We start from the raw sequence: 25,139 nt of genomic DNA on the forward strand, positions 1-25,139 counted from the left end.
TTATTGTTGTAATTATAGTTCAGAAACCCAAGATATAGGGTGTTTCATGGGCATAAATACAATATAATGTGGTTTTGTCTTAAGGTCAATAGAATAAGTATGAGGGTATGCTGTGGATAAGTTGTGATCATTTTTCAGAGGACAGAAATAACAAAGACGTTATTTCTCCTTCACAATAACCGCATCGCTGACATTTGAGTATCCCTGTACGGAAAGTTGAAAACTATCTATATTGGCATAGAGTTGAGTGGATTTTCCACCGTCAAGATTTAATGCATCTGTGCATGAAAGAGGGGGAGATTTCATGATTTCTGCTAATTCCGTAGTTGTCATGGTAGCATTATCTGTGACTAAGATGATAATTTTTTTATCTTTTGTAATGCCTAAGGCTGTTCGCTCAGCAATACCTGGCTTAAGTGAAGGTATCTTGTTGTTAATAATGAGACGCGGCCCACTTTGAATGGCGAAATCAATAGCTTTATCTCGATAAAAATGATAAACATTACTGATGTAAGGCCTATTTTTTTTCACGTAAAAAATGCCCCACCAGCTGATGCGTTTTAAAGGATTTTTTTGCTGTTTATTCGAAATACGCAATCCCAGGGGTCGATATTCGCGATCAAAAAAGCCACCATTGACAGCCAGCAAAGCTTGACTGAAGTGTGCATATACACTTACTGGCGCATTCTTCTGGGACAGGGCGTTGGCTGTAATCAAGCCCAATTGATTCTTCCGCAGGTCAATGCGAAAGATATGGATATGAGACCAGGGTTTTAATAAACTATCTCCTAGATCCCTGTATTCAATTCCCTCTTTTATTTGTAGCCAGCCTGTGTTGACTTTGGCCGTTGTGTTAGGAGATAAGAGAAAAAAAAGTGGAATGAGGCCTATCCAACGAATGAATTTGATGGGATAAACCTTGGTTTGCAAACTCATGTTATTGTATCCTTGTGAACAACCGTTTATTTTGAGAAATGCTTATGCAACTTATAACAGAACATAACAATACTGACCTTGTACAGTCAACTAAGCAGTTAAAAACCCTGATGCAGGAAGTGCTGTCACGTGCGCTTCAACAAGGCGCTACGGAAGCCGCTGTGTCGGTGAATCATGATCAGGGATTTTCGACAGACGTACGGATGGGGCAAGTGGAGACGGTTGCTTTTGGCGAGGATAAAGGAATAGGATTGACGGTTTATTACGGTCATCGAAAGGGAAGTGCCAGCAGTACCGATACCTCTTCAGAAGCCATAGATGCTTTGGTAAAAGCAGCCTGCGACATTGCCAGGATAAGTGCAGAAGATCCTTGTTTTGGCCTGGCTAATAAAGAGTTACTGACAAACGATTATCCACAATTAGAGTTATATCATGATTGGAACATAACTCCTGCGGAAGCGATAGAAATGGCTTTAGCCTGTGAATCAGATGCTTTGGCAGCAGATAAGCGGATTGTAAATTCCGATGGAGTGAGTGTCTCTACTTCTTCAGTGCATTACGGCTATGCAAATACGAAAGGTGCTGAGGGTATTGTTCATGGCACAAGACATGGCATAAGTTGTTCGCTCATTGCCAAGTTAAAGGATGAAATGCAACGAGATTATGACTACACAACTGCAAGAAGGGCAGAGGATTTGCTCCCTGCGAAAAAATTAGCAAAGAGTGCGGTTGATCGTGCATTAAGCCGTCTTGGAGCAAAACAGATAAAAACGCAAAAGATTCCGGTTGTGTTTTCTTCCCGGGTCTCAAGTGGATTATTCTCAAGCTTTATTTCTGCTATCAGCGGTTCTAACTTATATCGCAAAAACTCTTTTCTTCTTAATGCCTGTGGTCAGAGAATTTTTCCATCTTTTATATCGATTTATGAACAACCTCATTTACCCTGGGGTCTCGGTAGTGCATCATTTGATAGTGAGGGTGTGCCTACCCGTAGAAATGAATTTGTCAAAGAAGGTCAACTTTGCCAGTATGTCTTAGGAAGTTATGCCGCCCGTCGATTAGGATTGCAAACAACCGCAAATAGTGATGGTGTACATAATTTAACAATTTCCCCCAATGCCGGTGAACTCGAAGACATTCTTAAAATCATGGGCAGGGGGCTATTGGTGACTGAATTAATGGGGCAGGGAGTGAATATTTTGACTAGTGATTATTCCCGGGGAGCTAGTGGATTCTGGGTTGAGGATGGAAAAATACAGTTCCCTGTGGAAGAAGTGACCATTGCTGGCAATCTTAAAACAATGTTTCAACAAATTCGAGCAGTAGGTACAGATATTAATCCTAATATCGCCACCCGTTGTGGATCGGTCTTGATCGAAGAAATGACGGTAGCAGGAAGTTAAGTTATTAAAAATTATAGAAAATAGTCTATAATTTGGTTCTAGCTTGACATACTTTTTTTGGGGATGTCTGAATCCAGTTTCTCTAATACATTCTGAAGCAAATGAGGAGCTTTTACTTCATTCTTCTCTTTTAGTGCAATTAACGCGTCTTGAATTGAATGCATTTCTGCACCATTAATTGCACGCTTTCTGATTAAATTAATTTGTTGCTTTATTGCTTTGTTATCTTCCTTATGACCTAACTTATCCAGCATTTCAACAAGCTCTTTACGATCGGAAACTATAATTTTTAATTTTTCACGAAAACGACTGGATATTTTTGAAGTTGGATATGAACTCCTGGCTATTTCTTGAATTTCTTTAAGCTGCCTATCCATTGTTTTCATTGCATCAGTTTCCAACAACCCAGCATTTGCATTAATTTCATCACTTAATTGCATAAGCTCTTCCATATGAGTTTTGTATAAGCTGTCTAGTGATTTTTTATATGAAGAAGGTGTAACCGCCATAAATCGTTCTCTTAATGATTCAAGTTTTCCTTGCAGCTCTATTGCTTTTTGCATTTTTTCAGGAGAGTGCATAACTTGATGAAGAGCCGTGCTTGTTTCTCTAAAATACTGATTTAATTTTTGTAAAAATAAATCACGAGTTTGTTTATGTTCAATCAAGCTGCGTTTTCCCATTGGTTCCGATTTTAAATTGAATTTTTCTTGTGTTAAAAAATCAATTCCAGTCCGAGCAGAAGTTTTCATTATTTCCTTATAACCATCCTTCTTTAGACTCTTAAGAAAATGTTTTGTTTCTGAAATTTGCTTTGCTTTAAAATCAAAAACACCCCGACTTTGCGGTCTTTCAGTTGATTCTGATCTGACATGCCTGCGGAAATATTCTTGTAATGTTTCTCCTTTTGTATTAACGGGCTCTTTTTTTATGGAATCACTTAACCTCTCAAATGCTGAGGTCGATTGGGTGGCTTTAAATATGACTGCCAATTCAGGGGAACAATTAGAAAAGCTAAATTTATAATGCTGTTTAGGATTTTCAGCTTTGGGATAAAGGCTTTCTATTTCAAACAAACCTTGATTTTGCATTAATTGATGGTGGAGATCTTTATTTTTATTTAAAGAAAAAAGCTGTTGTAATGCATACTTGGAACAGCTTTCGCCATCAGCTTGAATCATATAAGTTCTTTGCCTGCCTAAATGAGTTTCTGTTTCAGGGTAGAAACGATAAATATCAGCTTTAGGGAAAGCATCTAAAATCAGACTGGTGGCATTTGCTGTGCTAGGTGAAAATCCTGCTTCAGGTATAAGTACACTTAAATTTTGGTTATTAATTTCTATATCCACCGGATACCAGTGTTCACCACTTTGTACTGCTAACTGAATGCGTGTTCCATTTGGAATGTCCGTGATTTTATTTTTCAGTTCATTGATAAATGCCGCCAGTTCATTGTCACTTTCAGGATGATCAACTTTCAATATGAAAAGGTTCATTGAATCACCTTTCATTTCTCGCTTAGCTTTCCTGGCTTCAGCTACTGCGGTTACCGTTTCCACATCCCAAAGTTCATCCTCGAGGTTACTAATGGTTTCTTGCTTGGACTTGGTCATTGTTGAAAAAAAATAAATCTATTTGTTTAAATTATAGGAAATACATTGGTAATTTCAAAAGATCGGTAAAGAGATAAACCTGGCTTTAAATAAATAGGAATACGCTATGGAAGAAATTTTGTAGTTAATTTGTGTATAATATGCGTTTTTGTATATATGCGATTAATTTAACAGGTTAGTTGTTATGAAATATATTGTTAAAAAAAACACGATACACGAGGCTGCTGAATATTATTTCGGTTTCGGAAGCAAGCGCAACCCAAAAACATGGTTGCGCGAAATGTTTTGTTTTTTTATGGGTTCTACTGTCAGTAAGCAGGTATTACCTGCACAAAACCTCAAAAATGATTTTTTTTTCTTAGAGGAAACTTATGCGATTGAAGCGGCAATAAAAAATGAATTAAGCAAGGCTTCGGATATCTCATTCCAACATCACGAAATAGAAAATTTTGACGGAGCCCTTTTAGAAACGGCAGAGTTTTTACATATCGAACAACAGCGACAGCCAATTGACCAACAAAAATTTGTTATTTTTGCCGTAGGCAATGACATGTGCATGCAAGATTTGTATAAAGATTTGGTTCGTCACTCTCGAAAACTTAAGCAAAATGTGGTTGCCTTTAATTTTAGGAACGTTATCAGAAGTTCCGGCGCATTAAAAAGCCAGATTGATCTTGTGTACGATGCTATTGCTCAGGTTGAACGTTTAAGAAATATGGGAGTTTCCGAGAAAAATATATCTCTGGTTGGGCATTCATTAGGTGCGGCTGTCTTAACTTTAATCAGTTATTTATATTTTAAACAGGGGATGCCGATTAAAATATTCAATGGACGTTCTTTTTCGAGTTTCTCTAATCTTAAACATTATCAGTTAGAGCGAGAAAGGGAAACGAAGAAACAAAAATGGACTTCACTTAAATTATATCTTTCTAATTTTGAGTTAGAGGTTGCGCCTTATTTCATTGAGATTCCTGATAAATATAAAGAATACATTGTGATAAAGCCTTCAAAGCACAGTAAAGATAGTAATGAAGTTCTTGATGGTGTGATTCCGGAAAAGGCATCATTGCATTACTCTCTTAAAAAGGAAAAAAGGTCTGTGGAAAGGGTTAACCATTGGAAGAATAGAAAAGTCATTTCTTCCAACCGTTTATTTGGGTTTGGACATAATGATCCTTTATCCTTATTAAAATGTAGAGATTCTGAGGAGACAGCTGAGGAGTTTTGTCATCATTTTATAAAAAGATAGTCAATTTTTACTCCATATTTCAAAAGAGATAGCCGCTCAAAACGTACAACCGTTAGATAGAGATAATAGCTACAGTGAATGAGCAAGCTTGATAAAGAGTTCATATTTCGCAGCATAGTATTTTTTAGAAAATTTGTATGCATTTTGGAATCTTAAAGCGCAGTTTACATGGAGAAAAAGAGTATTTGAATTTCAAAATGCGTACAAAGATGCAAAAAAGGCGAAGTTGCTTAACATGAGTAAAGAGTTACAGGTGTACCATCTTCCTTGATGGCCTTAAACTTGAAAAACTTTCAATGCAACTGTTCAAAGATATGGAAAAAAACTTTTGCTAAAAAATGGCGGATTGCATATAAACCAAGATTAACCCTTATCACGGAAGGTAATACGGCCTTTGGTTAAATCATACGGTGTAAGCTCTACCTTAACCTTATCACCGGTAAGAATTCGAATGTAATTTTTGCGCATGCGACCAGAAATATGAGCAGTAACAATGTGGCCATTCTCCAGCTCTACACGAAACATGGTATTAGGCAGTGTTTCAATAACTGTACCTTGCATTTCAATATGATCTTCTTTTGCCATAGGTCTCTCAAAAAGGGAATAGATTAAAAATATGTTTATTATAGAAAATTGCTGCTTATATTGCACTAAAATGAGGTAAATGGCAATTGCTCCAGCTGATATGTACAGGGCTCGTGTCTTTTTTGCTGAAAACACTGTGGTCCACATTTTCCCGATAAATGCTCTTTTCAGCTTAAAAACTTCATTCTATCTTGACATATTGGAAAATACTTACCGTGGGATTGTGTTGTGTGATGAATAAACCCATTTTTCCTGTTTGTTCGGATATCGCAAGGTTCGCCGTAATAAATCAAGAAACTGTTTTCTTGGGACGGTTTCTGCTCCCATGCGTTGCAAATGAGCAGTTGGCAATTGACAATCAATAAAATCAAATTGCCAGCTTTTCATGACAGAACATAAAAAATACATAGCGACTTTTGAGGCGTCTCTTTCTTTATGAAACATGGATTCGCCAAAAAAAGCATGACCTAAGCTTACCCCGTATAATCCGCCGACAAGCTCATCATTTAACCAGACTTCAAAAGAATGCGCATAACCCATTTGATGTAACTTCTCGTAAGCTTCAATCATAGCTGGTGTTATCCAGGTATTGTTCAACCGTTCCTTATTGGTGGCGCAGGCGATGATGACTTCTTTAAAAGCATTATCGACTGTGAGTTGAAAAGGTTTTTTTAGTGTTTGTCTGAGGCTTCGTGAGATGCGGAAATTATTGGGCCATAAAATCAGGCGGGGATCAGGAGACCACCAGAGAATCGGACTTCCAGGTTCAAACCAGGGAAAAATACCCTGTGAATAGGCTTGAATTAACCGTTGAGGTGATAAATCTCCGCCAATAGCAAGCAATCCCTGTTTATCATAGTATTCAGGATCAGGAAAGGTATAATTCTCTGCGCTCAGTAAAACAGGGTTTTTGATGGTGGTCTCCTGTCATTTATTACTAAGTTTTACATATGTATAAACACATCATATTTTTATATGAGAAAAAAACTATTTTGCCGTTTCATCCAGATATTTTTCAGCATCAAGGGCAGCCATGCAGCCAAATCCAGCTGAAGTAACCGCTTGCCTGTAGACATGATCAGCGACATCACCGCATGCGAATACGCCAGGAACGTTGGTAGCGGTAGCCATGCCGTTTAAGCCTGAACGAATTTTGATATAGCCGTCATTCATATCCAGTTGATTTTTAAATAATTCTGTATTGGGAGTGTGGCCAATGGCAATAAAAACACCGTCAACATTGAGTGTTTGAGTTTCATCGCTTTTTGTATGGCGAATAACTGCGCCAGTCACTTTCATTTCATCGCCTAAAACTTCCTGAAGCGTATGATCCCATATGATATTAATGTTGCCGTTACGTTCCTTTTCAAATAATTTGTCCTGTAGAATTTTTTCTGCGCGTAAACTATCTCGACGGTGAATAAGAGTTACCTCTGAGGCTAAATTGGAAAGATAAAGCGCTTCTTCTACTGCCGTATTTCCTCCTCCAATCACACAGACTTTTTTGTTTCTATAAAAAAAGCCGTCACAGGTGGCGCAGGCGGAAACGCCTCTTCCTTGATAGGCTTTTTCTGACTCAAGGCCGAGGTAGCGTGCCGAGGCTCCAGTGGCGATGATCAGAGCATCGCAGGTATAATTTTCATTATCCCCCTCCAATTTAAAAGGACGGACACTGAGGTCAGCATGATTAATATGATCAAAAATAACCTTGGTTTGAAAACGCTCTGCGTGTTGCTGCATGCGCTCCATTAATGCAGGACCTTGTAAGCCTTCAACATCTCCCGGCCAGTTATCAACGTCTGTGGTGGTGGTTAATTGCCCACCTGGCTGCATACCGGTGATGACGACTGGATTTAAATTGGCGCGTGCAGCATATACTGCCGCCGTATAACCAGCAGGGCCTGAGCCTAAAATAATTAAGCGGTGATGATTGCTTTTGCTCATTGTATCTGCCTTCCTTATATTTTATGTTAATATGATGGCAAATATTATGACAAAATTAACATTTTTAACAGTCTTATGGGAAAACAACATTCGGGCAATCAGGCGGGCAGCCCCAAAAATGCCTTGCCGAACTTTTTGATCAAGCGTCTTATTGAGGGTGGTTTTATCTTCATTCTGACCTGCGCTCTTTTTGTTTTATTATCACTTACCACTTACAAAGTCAGTGATCCTGGATGGACTCATATCAGTCGCTCATCAAGTATAACGAATGCCGGTGGGCAGGTTGGTTCATACATTGCTGATACTTTATTTTTTATGTTTGGTTTTCTGGCTTATCTGATTCCTGTCTGCTTTGCATACATGGCCTGGGTTATCCTTAAGGATCATCGACGTCTGAAAATCATCAACAAACTGGTTCTTACGTTGCGGTTTTTCGGCTTTATCATGCTTATGCTCGGAGGATGTGGCTTATTAGGTCTGGAGCCGCAGGTAAAGGATGTCAATGAAATTCACAGTGCCGGAGGTATTGTCGGTTTAAAAATGTCAGAAGGGTTAACGCATGCCTTTAATTTTGAGGGTGCAAATTTATTATTAATGGCTATGCTGCTTGTGGGAGTCACCTGGTTGACCGGCTTATCCTGGGTGCGTTTAGTTGAATTGACTGGATTTTATTTTTTACGAATTTTACGTTTTATGCTGAAAGGACTGACTTATGGCTTGTTAAAAATACGCTCTTTTGCTCAATACATGAAAAAAAGAGAAAAATCCATCTCTCCCATGAATGTGTCTCAAAAACGAGAAAAAAAGAGAAAGGAAAAGAAATCATCTGTTTCCATTGTTGATGAATCAAAAATAGAGCAGAAGCTACCTAAGGAAAAAAAGGCTGTAAAAAAAGCTTCGGCTTCGGGCATAATGCCCAGTTTAAACCTGCTTGATAAAGGAACTCCCGGGAAACCGATGGGTGGTTATACGCATCAGGAACTGGAAAGTTTATCGCGTGAACTTGAGCAGCATTTGATTGATTTCGGCATACAGGCGGATGTAGTAGCTGTTCATCCTGGCCCTGTAATTACCCGTTTTGAATTACAGCTGGCGGCAGGCGTAAAGGTCAGTAAATTAACTAATCTTTCAAAAGACCTGGCTCGTTCCATGTCTGTAGTTTCAGTGCGAGTTGTTGAAGTGATCCCAGGCAAAACGGTGGTTGGGCTTGAGCTGCCTAACCAACATCGTGAGATCGTTCGTTTATCGGATGTATTGTCTGCCGACGTGTATCAACAGGCCCATTCCCCGATAAGTTTGGCCTTGGGTGTTGATATTGCCGGACATCCCATGGTAGTGGATCTGGCCAAAATGCCTCATTTACTGGTAGCGGGAACCACGGGTTCCGGAAAATCAGTAGGAATAAATGCCATGATTCTGAGTCTACTGTTTAAGGCAACACCCGAACAGGTTCGCTTAATCATGGTTGATCCAAAAATGCTGGAGTTATCGGTTTATGATGGTATTCCTCATCTGTTAACGCCTGTAGTGACGGATATGAAAGAAGCGGCCAGTGCTTTGCGTTGGTGTGTGGGTGAGATGGAGCGGCGATATCGTTTAATGGCAGCCTTGGGGGTGAGAAATCTGTCAGGATTTAATGCCAAAATCGGTGAAGCAATAGCACAGGGTGAGCCACTCACCGATCCCTTGTGGAAAGCAGGTACATCCATGAATGAAAGCGTACCGCTTCTGGAAAAACTGCCTTATATTGTGGTTATTATTGATGAGCTTGCCGATATGATGATGGTGGTAGGCAAGAAAGTGGAACAGCTTATTGCCCGTATTGCACAGAAGGCCAGAGCTGCTGGTATTCATCTTATTCTGGCCACGCAAAGACCCTCGGTAGATGTTTTAACGGGTTTAATCAAATCCAATATCCCTACACGGATGTCTTTTCAGGTGTCCTCAAAAATTGATTCACGTACTATACTGGATCAACAAGGAGCAGAACAATTACTTGGACACGGGGACATGCTGTATCTGGCTCCTGGAAGTGGTGCGCCTTTAAGAGTGCATGGCGCTTTTGTGGATGATAAAGAAGTGCATCGTATTGCTGATGACTGGCGTGCCAGAGGCGAGCCTGACTATATGGAAGAAATTACTCAGATGCAAACCGACGGTTTTGAGAGTGGTTTTGAAGAAGAAGGAGGGCAAGCCACAGAAGATGCCGATCCTCTCTATGATGAAGCCGTTGAATTTGTGCTTCAATCTCGAAAAGCCAGTATATCTGCGGTCCAGCGTCGGTTGAAAATAGGGTATAATCGCGCTGCACGTTTAGTCGAAGAAATGGAACGTACTGGAATTGTAGGGCCTCTGGAAGGAGGTGTCAGAGAAATTTTAGTGTCATCGGTAACTGAGGATTAATCATGAAAAAATGGATCATCATTTTCTTTCTTGCTGCTGTTAAATGTGGTTATAGTGAAACTGCAGCGGATATTTTGCAAAAAAAATTAAACGATATTCGTACAATGACTGCTTCATTCAGCCAAGTTGTTAATGCTAAAAATCGTCAGGTATCTCAGTCCTCAGGAACAATGGCCTTATCCCGCCCCGGCCGTTTTCGCTGGGATACAAAATCTCCTATGCCACAGCTGGTTGTCGCGGATGGGGAGCGAATGTGGGTTTATGATGTTGATCTGGAACAAGTCACGGTGAAAAAGCAGAAAAAAAGCCTTGGGGGAACGGCTGCATTATTTTTAAGCGGTTATGATGATACCGTTGCCCGTGATTTTGACGTGAAGCTGAATGAAAAAGAAAAAACGCAACATTTTGATATGAAAGCAAAACAACCTGGAAACGGCTTTCAACGCGTGAAAATGATTTTCAAGGGAGAGAGCTTACAGAGGCTGGATTTGTACGATCAGTTAGGCCAGATTACTAAGGTACGTTTTAATGGCGTTAAAATTAATCCGCAGCTGGCACAAAAATTATTTAAATTTAAACCACCTAAAGGGGTGGATGTCATTAAACAATGAGCCTAATCAATAATCTGCCGGAAGAGCCTTTGGCAGAAGCACTAAGACCGTCATCTCTTGAAGATGTAATCGGCCAGCAACATTTACTTGCCGAAGGTAAACCTTTGCGCGTAGCATTCCAGACTGGAAAACTTCATTCAATGATCTTGTGGGGGCCTCCCGGAGTGGGTAAAACCACACTCGCAAGGCTTACCGCTCAGGCTTTTGATTGTGACTGGATCGCTTTATCTGCTGTTTTCTCCGGGGTCAAGGATATTCGGTCGGCGGTTGAGAAAGCAAAGGTGAACCTCAAGCATCAACAAGGTACGATCCTGTTTATTGATGAAATCCATCGCTTTAATAAGGCACAACAGGACGCACTCCTTCCTTACACGGAATCAGGATTGATTACTTTTATTGGCGCTACAACTGAAAATCCTTCTTTTGAAGTCAATACAGCCTTACTGTCACGCGCTCAGGTGTATGTATTAAAACCTTTAACTGATAATGAATTGTTAAACTTATTCACCCGCGCTCAACAAACATACCTGCCTCATTTGAGCTTCGAAACTGATGCGCTAAAGGTGCTGATTTCTTTTGCCGATGGTGATGCGCGAAGGCTTTTAAATCTTATAGAACAAACGGCAATAGCTGCTGAGGCATTAAATACAAGGCATATCAACCATGAGGCTATGGAAAACATTCTCAGCAGTTCTGCCAGACGCTTTGATAAAGGGGGAGAGCAATTTTATGATCAAATTTCCGCTTTGCATAAGTCGGTTCGTGGATCAAACCCTGATGCAGCTCTTTATTGGCTATGCCGCATGCTTGATGGCGGAGTCGATCCTCATTATTTATCCAGACGTATTATCCGCATGGCTTGGGAGGATATTGGATTAAGTGATCCGCGTGCCATGCAGATTGCCAACGAGGCCGCAGAGACCTATGACAGGCTTGGTTCTCCAGAGGGTGAACTGGCATTAGCACAAGCTGTTATTTATCTGGCAGTAGCCGCAAAAAGCAATGCTGGCTATATGGCATTTAATCAGGCCATGGCCTTTGTGAGAAAAGATAAATCACGTGAGGTTCCGATCCATTTACGCAATGCTCCAACAAAGCTTATGAAAAAGCTTGGTTATGGAAAAAATTATCGCTATGCTCATGATGAGCCGTATGGTTATGCTGCCGGAGAAAATTATTTTCCTGAAGGAGTAAAAGAGCCAGGCTGGTATAAACCGGTTGCTCGAGGCATGGAAAGCAAAATTGCGGAAAAGCTGGCTTTTCTGCGCAAACTAGATAAATCTTCAGATTAAGAGTAAACCTCAGTATATCATCTCGCATCAAATCACTGATCATCATCTTTGTGTGCCAAATTAATGGAAAAAGTCATATCAGCTAGGATTATTTATCTCATTTGAGAGCTTCAATAAATTCCTTTCCCTGAGAACAATGAACAATAAACTATACTTAAATTTGAGCTTATAATTTAATATTTGTTCTTATTGAATTATTAATATTCAATCTGTATGTGAATTAGGAAAAAGGGATATTAAAGGAGAAGGCAATGGATGATGCTCAGAAACGTCTTAAAAGTCATAGCAATATAATCATAGACTCTTTAAATGAGGCTGTAGAAAGAAAAAAATTAGAACATATTGGTAAAGTATTTACAGGGCATTATGGTCGTTTGTTTTTTGATATTGCTATTTCAGATGAATTGACAAAAATCTTTCAAAATAATGAGGTGCTTGCTGGTTTTGAAAAAAATTTGATCAATGGGAACCTGTAGTTAATAAAAAAAATATCAGGTATCTAAAAAAGTTAGTTGAATATTTTTTCAAACCTCTTGAACAAAGTGAGGAATGGCAAGAGTTCTGGCAGGAGCAAAAAAAACTTATTCCAAAAGAACAGCAAAAGGAAATCCGGGATTTAATCGCAGTAGGGGTCGCTTATAAAATACAATGTTTATGGGCAATAGAGAATGCTGTAAGAATGTCAGATCGAAATCAGATTGATAAAGTGTCCTGCTTTACTATGTGGATTAATGGAACAGTAAATAATGAGATAAAAGAAAAACAATTACAAAAAACCAGGAGAATGATTGAAAATGCTCTTACTGATTTTAAAACAGGCTTGCTGAATATAGGCGATGAAAATCAGAAATTATCCATGCTATCAAAACAGGAAATCTATCCAAAATTAATGGAACAGCTTCAGAGTATCAGGAGAAATATCCATTTTAAAGCGATTAGTGAAAGTGAAGAAATATTACAAGAGGGATTAGTAAAGCTTGTCGATGATATGCTTCTTTCAAGTAAACAGGCAAAATCAAAGGTAGATAAATATTGTCTTAAAAAATTGTCGGAAGCCATATTAATGGATATAAATATACACCATCTTGTTCGTTTCAGAGATGTAAAAACGGCTGATTTTCTCATGAATTCTGTAGGAAAAGTGGAGCATTTCATCGGCAGTAAAGTAAAAGAGCAATGTGCCCGATTGTTAAAAAATTACAAAATACAAAAATATCAGGCTGCCAGAACAATGGATGCTCAAAACAAAAAATCAAAACATGCCCCTTTATTACCTACTTTTTTCCACAGTTCTCTGCCATCAAAGGAAAAAACACTGAGGGAAAAACCTGAGAAAAAACTATAGATCCCATGGACATATTTTTTAAACTTTTGCCAGAAGCGAAAAGAAAGATTATGAGGCTTGAGCACATCCTCAGATTAGGACTCCAGTATTACACTGGGCGCCGAGTCAGCTGATTATCTTTCTGTAAAGACTGTAAAGATTGCAGTATTTCTTCGTTAACTGGCTTTCTATTTCTCATGGCAAAAAAATCTTGTAAACCTATTTCTGCATATTTGGCAAAACGATATGAGGTAGCTGGAATCTCATCTGCTTCGATAAAATCTTCTTTTTCTTTAATGGCATAATTAAGACATAATTTGTCCACATGAAATAAAAGATCCGTTAAAATCAATGGAAAGGTGCTAAAGCCATCCGAGTCGATAATTTCTTCAGGAAAATAGTAAATTACCTGCTCAAGTTTATATAAATAAAAGGGATGAGTATTTCTGAGAGCTGATTTTCTAAAACTAAAGCTTTTGTCTGGCCATGGGCTTTCTTCATCAATGGCCTCACCCCAGGCGTTTCGATTTAATAAGGCAATAATCAAGGCGTCTTCTCTTAAAAAGCAAGCAAAATGCAATAGTGAAAAGCCTCTTTTGTCCTGGCATTCTATATCCACGCGCTCATCTTCTATTAAGGCACAAGCGACTTCAATGAGCCCTGTTTTTAAGGCAAGCATGGCAGGTGTGTTATTGAGAGATTGCTGATTTAAGATATCAACACTGGTTTCTGGAGATTGAATAATTTGTAGGCAGGTTGCGACATCTCTGTTTAATATAGCCTCATGTAATTCATTGTTTATCTCCCTTTCTTCTGTCTTTTTTTTATAAAAACCATACATTGAGTTTATCTTTTACTGAAATAAATCATATTATAAGCATATCAGTGCAGTCTTAAGAACATCTTAATACATCAAAAATATATTAAACTTTTTGTCCTGTAGATAGGCATGGATGATATGCTCTCTTTGCCTCATGGAATAGATAAAAAATCATAAGTCGTTATAATGGTCGAGAAATACGGAAAAGGAGATGCGATGTCTGCCCAGGAATTTCTTGTCAATAACAGCGATAAAATTATCGAAGCGTTGATAACTACTGTACAAAACGATCATCTTAAACATATCGGTGAGGTTTTTGAAACAAAAAAAGCACGTCTTTTTTTCTCTAAGGATATGACAAAAAGTTTAGAAGACATTTTTCAATCTCCTGTTTTACTGGAAGAGTTTGGCAAAAAATTTGAAAAATGGCAGCCTGTAGTTAATAAGGAAAATATTCAATATCTGAAAAATGATGTTATTGAGTTTTTTTTTGCACCTATTGAAAATAATCCTGCCTGGAAGGAATTCTGGAAAAAACAAAGTGTTCATTTGACTCCGGAAGAACAGCAAATCGTACGGGATCTTATCGCTGTTGCCGTCACCTATAAACTGCAGTGCGCATGGTCTGACCGGCATGAGGATAAGTTAACAAATAATTTGGATAAATTTTCTGCATTTACAATGTGGATTAATGCATCTGTCAAAGGGCAAATACGTGAGAAACAAGCTGAAAAAACGGAAAAAATAATTGCCATTGGGCTTTCTGATTTTGAATTTGCGATAAAAAATTTTGGTAAAACAGGACCTATTGCTGTCACACTTCTTTCCATTAAAGATATTTCACCCAATTTAAAAAAATCAATTCAAGGTATTAGAGATAATTTGCATTTTCATGCGCTTGATGGAAACGAGCAATTGTTGCAAGCAGCGTTATTGAAATTGATCGAAAACATAGTATCAGCAAGTAAAAGTGCTACTAATTCTTTAAATGATAAATGTATTCAGGAAGTGGGTAGAGTCATTGTGAAAGATATTGATACGCATTATCATGATTTGATTAAAAACAGAAAAGCGCCTCCTTACCTCATTGATTCTCTCACTAAACTAGAATCTTTAGTCAGCGAAGAGACACAAAAAAAATACAGGAAATTATTTGATGCTTGTAAACCAGAGGAAAAAAGTGTTGAAAAAAAGGAGAATCGATTAAAACGTATGTCTTCTTTTTTTCAAAGAAATAATATAAAAAAAGAAGATGTGCAAAAAAAATTAAATGAAAATCAGTATCAATTATAGCTAGGGCTTAAATACATCTATGGTATTCAGGTTGTAAAAGGATGGTAAAAAAGACTTCTTATCTGTCTCTGGTTTAATGCTAAGACTCGCAGGATGCGGTTTCTAATCAGAATGCGGACTTAAATGTTCGAAAAACGGTTAGAGCACAGGAAACATAAGGAAAATGATGAGTATTGGCCAAAGCAATGGTATAGTAAGAGCATTGAAACATCATCGATCACTTCCGGTGAATAAAATTATCAAAAGAAGCTGGCTAATTCTGGCAAGTGCTATCATCATCCTTGCCGTATTTTCAAGCATTTTTCGTGCCTTGACCCCATGGGCCAGCCAATATAAATCTCAAATAGAACAGCGCCTGTCCACAGTTATTGGTCGACCGGTAAAAATTGGTCAAATGGAAACAGGCTGGTACTGGTTTGAACCAGTGATCAAATTAAAACAAGTCGTAGTTAACGGCGGAAAAGATGAGTCGCCTCGGCTTGATAAATTATTTGTTGGCATTAATCTTTTTAGTTCATTATGGCATTGGCAAATTCAGCCAGGTGTTTTGTATATAGAGGATGCTCATTTTGCTTTGTATGAAGATAAAGGGAAATGGCGTATTGAGGGTTTGTCTGCTTCCGAATTAAATACTCATCAATTTACACCAGAAGTTATTCAGCATTATATTTCCTTGTTAGCTTTACAGCAGAGACTTGTTATTAAACAAGTCTCTTTATCCCTGCATTTTTCTGATGGCACATTAATTCCGATTGATGATTTTAATTTAAAAATCGTGAATCATTCTGGTCATTATAAGGCAGAAGGACAAGCCAGACTTGAGCAAACATCAGAAAGCCATTTTAAACTTTTAGCTGATCTGTATTTTCATCCAAATCATATTCATCGCACTAAGGGGGAGATTTTTGTTAGCCTTAAAAATATACTTCCTGCTCAATTGCAAGATATTTTTCCAAAGGCAGCTCAGCGTTTTGAAGCAGGAAAGGGTAATATCAATATCTGGATGAGTATAGCCAGAGGCCAAATTGCCACAATACAAAGCCAACTGCATTTTAGGCATCTGGCCTGGCAATTAAAAAATCAGAACAAACAGCAGCTTATTCAATCGATAAAAGGAAATATAGCCTGGAAGGCAAAAGACTCAGGCTGGCAATTATCTGCTGATCATCTTCAATTGCGTTATGCCGGAGTTCGCTGGCCTGAAAATCAGTTTCAGTTGATTTATGATAATCAAAATCAATCCTACCAGTTTTATATTAAATCACTGATCATAGAATCTCTGTTACCTGAAATTACCCATTGGAGGCCGTCCTTGCGTTTTTTATCAAAAATACAAACACATGGCGAGCTTCATGACACACAGATCCATTTTGCAAATCATCAGGTCAACTATTTCTTAAGTCATTTTGAGAAACTGGGCTGGCATGCCCATGGCTCAGTTCCGGGCTCAAATCATTTGTCAGGAGTGATTCATTGGCAGCCTGACAGTGGCCATTTAGCCCTTGACAGTGAAAATGCCTTAATTGCTTTTCAGGGATATCCAGGGCAGATTTTTTCCATTCTAAATGGGGAATTTGACTGGAAAAATCTAAGTCATGGTTTAAGGTTGAGTATTGCGAGATTCGTACTAAACCGACCCGACTTGACATTGAGCATGCAGGGGGTACTGGATGATTTGTCCAGCGATTCATTAGGATATGCTCATCTGGTCACAGATTTTTCGGCAAAAAATATAGAGAAATGGCTTCATTATTTGCCAGAACAGCATCTTAAGCCAAAATTGGCCGCTTGGTTAAAAAAGGATATTAAGCGTATCGCACAAGGAAGTGGGCAGGTAATTTTTCATGGTAAGCCATCTGATTTTCCTTTTGATGATCAATCTGGCGTATTTAAGATTCAAAGTCACTTAAGCGGTGCGGAACTACGCTTTAATTCAAAATGGCCTTTTGTTCATGACATTGATGCTTATTTAAGAGTCAATAAACGTTTACTGGAGGCTGATATCATTAATGCGGATATACAAGGCATGCCTGTTAAGGAAATCAACTTGAACGTTGATGATATTGGCCATGATAAAGAAATGCTGCTTATTCATGGAAAAACAGAAGGGTCGGCTCAAAAAACGATTGATTTTGTCATGAACTCTCCCTTACAGAAAAGGTTGTCCATGATGAAAATGTTAAAGATTTATGGATTGTTAAATCTGGATTTAAAATTACAGATTCCTTTATATCCTGAAAATGATAAGATTTTAGCGCGCGGCAACATCCATTTTTTAGATAACTCAGTTTCTTTTTACCATTCGCTTGGAAAGCTTAAGTTAAATAATTTATCTGGGCAACTTGATTTTGATGAAGAAGGCGTAACCAAAAGCACTTTTAAAGGAAAAGCTTTAGGTTATCCGTTCAAGATGTCGATTCGCTCTACTAAAACGCCTAAGCCTTACACTTCAGTGATGATAGAGAATCATATTACCGCTAAAGAATTGCGTAAACAGTATCAATTGCCTATATTAAATTTTTTACAAGGAAGGATATCGGCAACAACGCATTTAAAATTGACCGATGATCCAAATGATCTGGATCATCTTCACATGAGATCCTCCCTGAAAGGGCTTGCCATTGATCTTCCCTCTCCTTTGGGTAAAACCAGTGATAAAAATGCTCCTTTAATGGTTGATGTTGACTTTAATCCCAAAAAGGCCATGCGTTTGCGACTGAACTATGATGCCCGTTTGAGCACGGACATGTGGTTTGAGGAAAAAAATGGACGGCTTTCTCTGTATTCAGGAGAGATGCGTCTGGGGAGCGGACATGCGCTGAAACAAAGTCAGCAGGGTGTTCGTGTTCTTGGCAGTGTACCCGTTTTGGATCTGGAGCAGTGGAGTAAAGTGCTGTCTTCAGTATCGGAGAAAAACACTGATCTTACGATTTTTCCTTATTTAAATTTTATCGATTTGCATGTTGGAAAAGCCGTTTTATTTGATAATACCTTTAGTCAATTGTATTTTAAGGCTTCAAAACTGAATGCAAAAGACTGGTCTATTTTTATTAAACAGCCAAAAATAATGGCTGATTTAAGATTTCAGCCACGTGATTACCTCTTGTCAGGCTATTTTAAGCGTTTGCAATTAGCTTCACCGGGTTTAAAAACATCATCTGCCTCCAAATTAAACCTTCATCCCAGCCAGATACCCCATCTTAATTTACGCATCGATGATTTTTTATTAGATGATCTCAATTTAGGAAATATAACCATTAAAAGTCATTCTACTGAGAAAAAATGGTTGCTTGATTACGGTAAAATTACCGCCCCTGGCTACCAGTTGAATGTGACAGGCGAGTGGGAGAAGAATTCCAGTAAAAGTCAGACAAGTGTCAATGGCAAACTTTTGATTTCTGATTTGGCAAGATCCCTGGAGCACTTCAAAATCGATCCTGTTGTGGAAGCTGATCATGGTGAAGTCGATTTTAATGGAACCTGGCCAGGTTCCATGCTTGATTTTACGTTAGCCTCCATTAAAGGACAGATGAGTATTTATCTGAAAGATGGTCGTATTACTAATCTCAGTCAGGAAACAGAGGAAAAACTTGGCTTGGGGAAATTGTTGAGTATATTAAGCTTGCAAACCATTCCAAGACGCCTGAAACTGGATTTCAGCGATTTATCTCAAAAAGGTTATAGTTTTGATGTTTTTAAAGGACATTTTCTTATAGCCAACGGAAATATGCGAACGAAAGACAGCTACATTGATGGTCCTGTGGCTTATGCCAGCATGAGAGGTGAGTTGGATTTGAAAAAGCGCTTATATGATCTTGAATTGAAAATTTCCCCTCATATTGCAGCCAGTTTGCCGGTGGTTGCCACTATCGCAGGAGGTCCTGTTGCAGGTATTGCTGCTTGGATAGCCAATAAAATTATCAAGCACGGTATGCAGAAAATCAGCGCCTATACTTATAAAATTTCTGGACCATGGCAAAAACCTGTTGTGCAACAAGTAAGTATTATTAAAAGAAAGCCAGGATAAATCCGTAAATAGGATTTGTGATGTGTTTATACTGGTTCTAAAATCTAATCATCACAATGAATAACAGAGATTTTTTATGTTAACAAAAATCGTTCGGTGCTATTGGCATTTGTGCTTGTTTCGCACATCACCCGAAAATACTCCATATTCATTCTTTTTAATGGTGCTTACAGGATTTCTGTTCTTCATTCTAATCGTTTTTCAGTGGCAGTTTGCTGCTGCAAAGCCTATATTTTCTCCTCTAATTACAATATTGGCTGGTGTAAGTCTGTTGTTGTCCTATCTGATTTATACTTATATCCTGTTAAAGCTGTTTTCTTTTCCTAAGCGGTTGGTGCAAACCATCACATCTTTATGGGCGACCCATTTCATGATCCATATTTTTGCTATCCCTTTATTAATATTGATGCCTTTTTTAGCTAAAACAAATATGCAAAACCCTTTTGTTTTATTGTTAGGTACGGTTTATTTGTTTGCAACGGTTGGACTTTCTGTTTGGCAGTTTATGATCACAGCACATATTTATCGACACTCTTTAAATATTTCGACTATGCAATCTCTTTTAGCCAGTGTAGGATTACTGGCTTTGAATATATTAACTGTTTCTTTATGGCGATAAGATCATCATGACGCATTTGCATATTCTTGGATTAGGCGGTACTTTTATGAGTGCCTTGGCCGTGCTGGCCCAAGAAGCGGGCTTTAAAGTAACCGGCAGTGATGCCAACTGTTATCCTCCAGTCAGCGATTTGCTTGCTGCAAAAGGTATCGAATGGATTGAAGGTTATGAAGTCAGCGAGGTGGCTTTGAAAGCCGATCGTGTGATCATCGGCAATGCTATCAAGCGAGGGATGCCGCTTCTTGAAGCCATTTTAGAGCAAAGAGCAGATTATATTTCGGGCCCTCAATGGTTAGCTGAAAATATTCTTACGCGTTATAAGGTGATAGCGGTAGCCGGAACCCATGGGAAAACAACCACCACAGCCATGTTAGCCTGGATATTACATCATGCTGGTATGAATCCAGGATTTTTAATTGGTGGTGTGGCGGCTAATTTTAATACCAGCGCCAGTTTCGGTTCTGGCCAATGGTTTGTCATAGAAGCGGATGAATATGACAGTGCTTTTTTTGATAAACGTCCAAAATTTATGCATTATAGGCCGCAAATTGCTATTATCAACAATCTTGAGTTTGATCATGCTGATATTTATGCTGATCTTGCTGCGATTCAGCAACAATTTCATTATTTTATGCGCACTATTCCGCCGAGTGGTCTGCTTATCAAACCACGTGACGATCAAGCCTTGAACCAGGTACTTAAAAAAGGCCGTTATTGCCGGATAGAAGAATGTGTGAGTGATTCAACAGAGGCTGAATGGTCTGCTCAACTCATGGATGTGGCCGGACAATCTTTTTCTGTTTTTCATCACGGTAAAAAAGTAACTGAAATTAACTGGTCTTTGATTGGTCGATTCAATGTTGAAAATGCACTGGCTGCCATCGCTGCCAGCGCTTGTGCGGGAGTGGCTCCAGAAAGAGCAGCAAGGGCATTGGAAAGTTACACACCAGTTAAGCGGCGTCTGGAAATTAAGGCCACTTGTCGTGGAATTACCGTATACGACGATTTTGCTCATCATCCTACCGCTATTACTAAAACCATTGAAGCCTTAAAAGCGAGTAAAAGGCATCGACGCATTCTGTTGGTATTGGAGTTTGCTTCTTACACCATGCGCACGGGCATTCACGCAGCAGATACAGTTAAAGTATTTGCTTTGGTTGATCGGGCATTTATCCTGCGCCCGGCAGAATTTTCTTTTGCTGAGTCTATTCAGGATCTGAGCAATTCCTATTTATTGTCGAGCACCGATGAAATTACTGAAGCCGTTTGCAAAGAGGCAGAAGAAGGCGATGCTGTATTGATCATGAGCAATCGTGGGTTTGATCATATACATCAAAAAATCAGTCAAAAATTATCGGATCAAATGGCAGATTAAGTTATAAAATAATACAGTCTGTTCATTATGAGTAAATGTAATGTTTAAGTGAGAAAAATATGCCTAAAATTGTTTCTAAAAGCAACACTGAGGAAATTCGGAGCCTGCAGGTGCTGACTGCTAAAAAAATAAAAGAAACAAATCCCAACCTTTTTTTTAAATTACCTCCGCAGTTCTTAAACTCACCAGATTTTTTTCGTTCAGAGGAGGTTGCTGCTATTGTCAGGAAGTTTTTAAATTCAAAACTTCAAGTAAAAATAAACGAGGAAACACAAAAATATGAAGAAAAAATGAAGGTACGAAAAGAAAACATAGATGATTGTGAAGACGCTTTTCGCCGAGAGCCTTATGCAAAATTTTCCGGTTGCATGACGAGTATGCTGCTCACGGGTTTACATGTAGGTCTTTATTTTATCTTAAAAAACACGGCTGCGCTTTCCAATGAAGCAGAAGTGGGGTGGTTAGTGAGTATTCCTGCTTCAATGCTCGTTGGCGCTTGCCTTGGTATATGTTGTGCACCTAAAATTGGCAGAAGTTTAGGACATTGTCTCTATCCATCTGCTTCAAATAATATAACAATAGAGATGGAGGAATTAGGCAGTGCGTCCAACGTTCCCAGCTAGATGGGAAAAATAACCGGATGGAACCAATGTCAACCCTGGTTTTGACTCTCATTTTCAGTTTCATGATGAGTGTCATCGCTCTGGTTGGAGGGTTTGCTCTCATTTTACCTGAGCATTTATTTCATAAGATCATACAGCCTATGGTGAGTCTTGCCGCAGGTACGCTCATAGGCGGCGCATTTTTTCATCTGCTTCCGCAAGCTGTTGACAAGCTGGGAAATGAGAAAATCATCTATATTGCCCTGGTTTCAGGGTTTGTTCTTTTTTTTATTTTAGAGCAGTTCTTGAACTGGCATCACTGCCATCGTTCTTCTTTAAAGCATCAACCGGTGAGTTATCTTATTCTTTTTGCTGACGGTTTCCATAATTTTATTGGTGGTCTTACCATTGGTTCAGCTTTTTTGATTGATGCCAGGTTTGGCATGATCATTTGGCTTATTGCCGTAGCACATGAAATACCCCAGGAACTGGGTGATTTTGGCATATTGGTCCACAGTGGCTGGAGCAGCAAAAAAGCACTTCTGTTCAATATGATTTCAGCGCTGACTTTTCCAATTGGAGCTGTATTGGCTTATCTACTTTCCGGGAATGTTAATGTCAGTTTATTATTGCCCTTTGCTGCTGGTAATTTTTTATATATAGGTGCTGCAGATTTAATTCCCCAGCTACATTCGGAGAAATTAACTAAGCAGCTGTTATTGTTTTTATTGTTTGCCGTTGGGTTATTGATAATGCTGTTACTGACTTGGTTTTAACTGTATTAGCAGATAAAGCATAAGAATTGTTTTAAGGAGTATGTTTAAGTTTTTTTATAATGTGAGGGCTCGTTTGGTGAAGAGTCTTTTATTGGGGAAGACTCTTTAAGTAGTTTTTCAAATGTTTCTCGCCAAAAAATATGTTTATGTGGTGTATTTCTAGGTACATCCGGATTTTTTTTACGTTCTTCCCACGCAGCTTTCCATTGTTCATCTCGCCAGAAAGGATCTACTGCCTGTAATTGATATGTGTTTTCTTTGGAAACCAGTTTGACAAATTGAAATGTATTCTTGGCTATATCGGTGATTTCATCTCCAAATTCAGAAACAAGCTTATAACATCTTCGTAATTCTGTAAGGGTCACCCATTTATCATAATGATCCTGTCTTTCAGCAATTTGTTTTTTATCGTATTCATTCTCATTAAGCCCTACAACGAAAAATAAGGGAATAATAGGCTCGCCTTTTTGTTGTCTTTTGTAGTTTTCTATGAGCAGATCATTTAATATAAACTTAAAATATCTAAAAGGACTGTATGGAGCGTTTTTATCTACTTCATGTTTATATTCATAATCATCAGAATGAACAGCTTTTATTCCGAGCTTATTAATTTCTTCACATAATTCTTTATATTGATATTTGCCGAAGCCAAATACGACGGCTTCTTTTGCCTCACCACATAGTTTTTTAACGGATGTTTCATTCAGTTTCATGAGTTTGTATTTATAGATAAGACATATGAATATTATAGCTTCTCACCGAGAGATATGAAAATGGTGTTATCAATTATTAAAAGTTTTATAGAACACGGTAAGGAATATGTTGGATACAAAAGAGGAACAGGCTGAAAACGAAGCACGACACTTGAATAATTGAGTGAAATTTTTAATCTTATCCCGTAAAAAATTTTTTACGGGATAAGATTTCTTAACAACATAAAAAATACAAATATTTTTATATCAAATACGTTATCTAATCATCAATTCTCTGGGAGCATTGGTTAAAAACTCACAGCCGTTTTTGGTTACTACCACGGAATCGGATACGAAAGCATCGCCTTTTCCTGTCCGCATCAGCCATGAAAGTAAATGAAACACCATGCCTTCTTTAATGATCATGTCTGAACCATTTCTTAAGCTGCGTGGAACACCGGAACCCGACCAACTGGGTGGGAAGCCAATACCAACCATGTAGCCGCAGTGATGGCGATGATAATGCTCAAAGCCATATTTGTCGATGGTCTTTTTCCATACCTGGTAGACTTCATTCGCGGTAACGCCAGGCCTAATGGTATCAACAACATTATATTCTGCTTCAACACATACTTTAGTCGCTTTTTCAGCACCAGAAGAAGCTTTACCAATGTGTATTAATCTGCCTACAGGCGCATGGTATCGCCAGTGACAGCCAGACATTTCAAGAAAAAGATGATCGCCATATTGTAAAACATCGTCATCCCAGGTGCCGTGCTCATGATTGAGCGTACGTGTGGAACGGATAAGAGGGACAAAGGCGGGATAAGTACCGCCGCGCTGAACCATGGCAGAAAAGACCTGAGCGGCAACGTTTTTATTGGGAACGTTTTCACCAGCCATGGCAATGCCACTTAAAATCATGGCATCTGAGATTTTACCAGCAACTTTTGCACATTCAATTTCTTGTGCTGAAAGAACGGCACGACAATCATTAATTAAATTTTCAGCATCAAACCAGGTGATGTTCGGCATGTCCTGAACAAAACCTTCTGCAATTCGATAGGGAAGAAAGGAACTGTTTTTTTCAAAAGCCACTCTTGACGATTCAAGTCTCAGCTCTTTTAAGGCCTTACAGGTGACTTTCGCAGGATTGGTGTAATCCATGTCTTTTTCATCTTCATCACGAACCGATATACCAAGACTCATACTAGATGGCATCAAACCACCGGATTCTGCACCTTCTTTATAAGCAGATAAGGTTAGATCTTCCCCGGTATTGCTGGCTTTCGGTAGGGGATCAATACCATCGTTATAAGGAAAAAATCTGACACTTGGAATGACCATGTCTTTAACGATCTTTTCTTCCATCCTACGCATGATAAGCACCGGTTCTTGATTAACGGGTAAAATTAATGAGGTATAAGCAAAATAACCTTGATGATTAAGACCAGTCAAATAATAAATATTTTCCGGGTTGGTAATAATACAGGCATCGAAACCTTTTGACTCAATGGCTTGTCTTGCTTTAGTTAAACGGTTTTCAAACTCCTTATCACTGAAAAAACGCATACT

General features: G+C 38.6%; 21 protein-coding genes. 13 read left to right on the plus strand and 8 right to left on the minus strand.

Annotated features, from left to right (window positions below):
• Positions 1 to 159: 159 nt before the first annotated feature.
• Positions 160 to 936: a phosphodiester glycosidase family protein gene (locus E4T55_RS13885; RefSeq protein WP_058502073.1), complete on the minus strand. Its 777-nt coding sequence runs from the start codon at positions 934 to 936 to the stop codon at positions 160 to 162.
• 44 nt (positions 937 to 980) lie between these two features.
• On the opposite strand from E4T55_RS13885, the gene pmbA reads away from it, so the two are divergent.
• Positions 981 to 2,339: a metalloprotease PmbA gene (gene pmbA / locus E4T55_RS13890; protein ID WP_058502072.1), complete on the plus strand. Its 1,359-nt coding sequence runs from the start codon at positions 981 to 983 to the stop codon at positions 2,337 to 2,339.
• 38 nt (positions 2,340 to 2,377) lie between these two features.
• On the opposite strand, the gene E4T55_RS13895 is transcribed toward pmbA, so the two are convergent.
• Positions 2,378 to 3,898, minus strand: coding sequence for a hypothetical protein (locus E4T55_RS13895; protein WP_131780719.1), 1,521 nt, complete (start codon positions 3,896 to 3,898; stop codon positions 2,378 to 2,380).
• Positions 3,899 to 4,232: 334 nt separating this feature from the next.
• Between E4T55_RS13895 and E4T55_RS13900 the strand changes: the two genes are divergently transcribed.
• Complete coding sequence (locus tag E4T55_RS13900; RefSeq protein WP_131780718.1) at positions 4,233 to 5,201, plus strand: hypothetical protein; 969 nt, start codon at positions 4,233 to 4,235, stop codon at positions 5,199 to 5,201.
• Between the two features lie 363 nt (positions 5,202 to 5,564).
• Here E4T55_RS13900 and infA read toward each other — a convergent pair whose 3' ends face one another.
• From infA to trxB, 3 genes are all read right to left on the minus strand, one after another.
• Complete coding sequence (infA, locus tag E4T55_RS13905; protein WP_058502115.1) at positions 5,565 to 5,786, minus strand: translation initiation factor IF-1; 222 nt, start codon at positions 5,784 to 5,786, stop codon at positions 5,565 to 5,567.
• A gap of 210 nt (positions 5,787 to 5,996) precedes the next feature.
• The gene (gene aat, locus E4T55_RS13910) at positions 5,997 to 6,683 is read right to left on the minus strand and encodes a leucyl/phenylalanyl-tRNA--protein transferase (protein ID WP_058502069.1); all 687 of its coding nucleotides are present in this window, start codon (positions 6,681 to 6,683) and stop codon (positions 5,997 to 5,999) included.
• A 90-nt stretch (positions 6,684 to 6,773) separates the two neighbouring features.
• Complete coding sequence (trxB, locus tag E4T55_RS13915; protein WP_058502068.1) at positions 6,774 to 7,730, minus strand: thioredoxin-disulfide reductase; 957 nt, start codon at positions 7,728 to 7,730, stop codon at positions 6,774 to 6,776.
• Positions 7,731 to 7,805: 75 nt separating this feature from the next.
• Here trxB and E4T55_RS13920 point away from each other — a divergent pair, with 75 nt between their 5' ends.
• From E4T55_RS13920 to E4T55_RS13940, 5 genes are all read left to right on the plus strand, one after another.
• On the plus strand, positions 7,806 to 10,133 hold the full coding sequence (locus tag E4T55_RS13920; RefSeq protein ID WP_058502067.1) for a DNA translocase FtsK: 2,328 nt from the start codon (positions 7,806 to 7,808) through the stop codon (positions 10,131 to 10,133).
• 2 nt (positions 10,134 to 10,135) lie between these two features.
• Positions 10,136 to 10,744 (plus strand): outer membrane lipoprotein periplasmic chaperone LolA, encoded by a 609-nt coding sequence (gene lolA / locus E4T55_RS13925; RefSeq protein WP_058502066.1) that lies wholly within the window; start codon positions 10,136 to 10,138, stop codon positions 10,742 to 10,744.
• On the plus strand, positions 10,741 to 12,036 hold the full coding sequence (locus E4T55_RS13930; protein ID WP_058502065.1) for a replication-associated recombination protein A: 1,296 nt from the start codon (positions 10,741 to 10,743) through the stop codon (positions 12,034 to 12,036). Before lolA ends, E4T55_RS13930 begins: the two co-directional genes overlap by 4 nt.
• A 251-nt stretch (positions 12,037 to 12,287) precedes the next feature.
• The gene (locus E4T55_RS13935) at positions 12,288 to 12,512 is read left to right on the plus strand and encodes a hypothetical protein (protein ID WP_058502064.1); all 225 of its coding nucleotides are present in this window, start codon (positions 12,288 to 12,290) and stop codon (positions 12,510 to 12,512) included.
• 203 nt (positions 12,513 to 12,715) lie between these two features.
• Positions 12,716 to 13,381: a hypothetical protein gene (locus E4T55_RS13940; protein ID WP_058502063.1), complete on the plus strand. Its 666-nt coding sequence runs from the start codon at positions 12,716 to 12,718 to the stop codon at positions 13,379 to 13,381.
• Between the two features lie 88 nt (positions 13,382 to 13,469).
• Here E4T55_RS13940 and E4T55_RS13945 read toward each other — a convergent pair whose 3' ends face one another.
• Positions 13,470 to 14,201, minus strand: a complete 732-nt coding sequence (locus E4T55_RS13945) for an ankyrin repeat domain-containing protein (protein ID WP_058502062.1) — start codon at positions 14,199 to 14,201, stop codon at positions 13,470 to 13,472.
• Between the two features lie 195 nt (positions 14,202 to 14,396).
• Here E4T55_RS13945 and E4T55_RS13950 point away from each other — a divergent pair, with 195 nt between their 5' ends.
• The 6 genes from E4T55_RS13950 to E4T55_RS13975 all read left to right on the plus strand — a co-directional run bounded on the left by E4T55_RS13950 (position 14,397) and on the right by E4T55_RS13975 (position 22,872).
• Entirely contained in the window at positions 14,397 to 15,473 is a 1,077-nt protein-coding gene (locus tag E4T55_RS13950; RefSeq protein WP_058502061.1) for a hypothetical protein, read from the plus strand.
• Positions 15,474 to 15,636: 163 nt separating this feature from the next.
• On the plus strand, positions 15,637 to 19,500 hold the full coding sequence (locus E4T55_RS13955) for a YhdP family protein (protein WP_082636542.1): 3,864 nt from the start codon (positions 15,637 to 15,639) through the stop codon (positions 19,498 to 19,500).
• 76 nt (positions 19,501 to 19,576) lie between these two features.
• Positions 19,577 to 20,119, plus strand: a complete 543-nt coding sequence (locus E4T55_RS13960; RefSeq protein WP_058502059.1) for a hypothetical protein — start codon at positions 19,577 to 19,579, stop codon at positions 20,117 to 20,119.
• A gap of 4 nt (positions 20,120 to 20,123) precedes the next feature.
• Positions 20,124 to 21,494, plus strand: a complete 1,371-nt coding sequence (mpl, locus tag E4T55_RS13965) for a UDP-N-acetylmuramate:L-alanyl-gamma-D-glutamyl-meso-diaminopimelate ligase (protein ID WP_172460998.1) — start codon at positions 20,124 to 20,126, stop codon at positions 21,492 to 21,494.
• A gap of 59 nt (positions 21,495 to 21,553) precedes the next feature.
• On the plus strand, positions 21,554 to 22,117 hold the full coding sequence (locus E4T55_RS13970; RefSeq protein WP_058502057.1) for a hypothetical protein: 564 nt from the start codon (positions 21,554 to 21,556) through the stop codon (positions 22,115 to 22,117).
• A 26-nt stretch (positions 22,118 to 22,143) separates the two neighbouring features.
• Positions 22,144 to 22,872 carry a ZIP family metal transporter gene (locus E4T55_RS13975; protein WP_065236001.1) on the plus strand — a complete coding sequence of 243 codons (729 nt, stop codon included), beginning with the start codon at positions 22,144 to 22,146 and terminating at the stop codon, positions 22,870 to 22,872.
• A 44-nt stretch (positions 22,873 to 22,916) separates the two neighbouring features.
• Here E4T55_RS13975 and E4T55_RS13980 read toward each other — a convergent pair whose 3' ends face one another.
• Both E4T55_RS13980 and E4T55_RS13985 read right to left on the minus strand, forming a co-directional pair.
• Positions 22,917 to 23,585 carry a hypothetical protein gene (locus E4T55_RS13980; protein WP_058502056.1) on the minus strand — a complete coding sequence of 223 codons (669 nt, stop codon included), beginning with the start codon at positions 23,583 to 23,585 and terminating at the stop codon, positions 22,917 to 22,919.
• 255 nt (positions 23,586 to 23,840) lie between these two features.
• Positions 23,841 to 25,136: a M24 family metallopeptidase gene (locus E4T55_RS13985; RefSeq protein WP_058502055.1), complete on the minus strand. Its 1,296-nt coding sequence runs from the start codon at positions 25,134 to 25,136 to the stop codon at positions 23,841 to 23,843.
• Between the last annotated feature and the right edge of the window lie 3 nt (positions 25,137 to 25,139).

The sequence above is a fragment of the Legionella israelensis genome (assembly GCF_004571175.1).
GTDB classification, from domain to species: domain Bacteria; phylum Pseudomonadota; class Gammaproteobacteria; order Legionellales; family Legionellaceae; genus Legionella_D; species Legionella_D israelensis.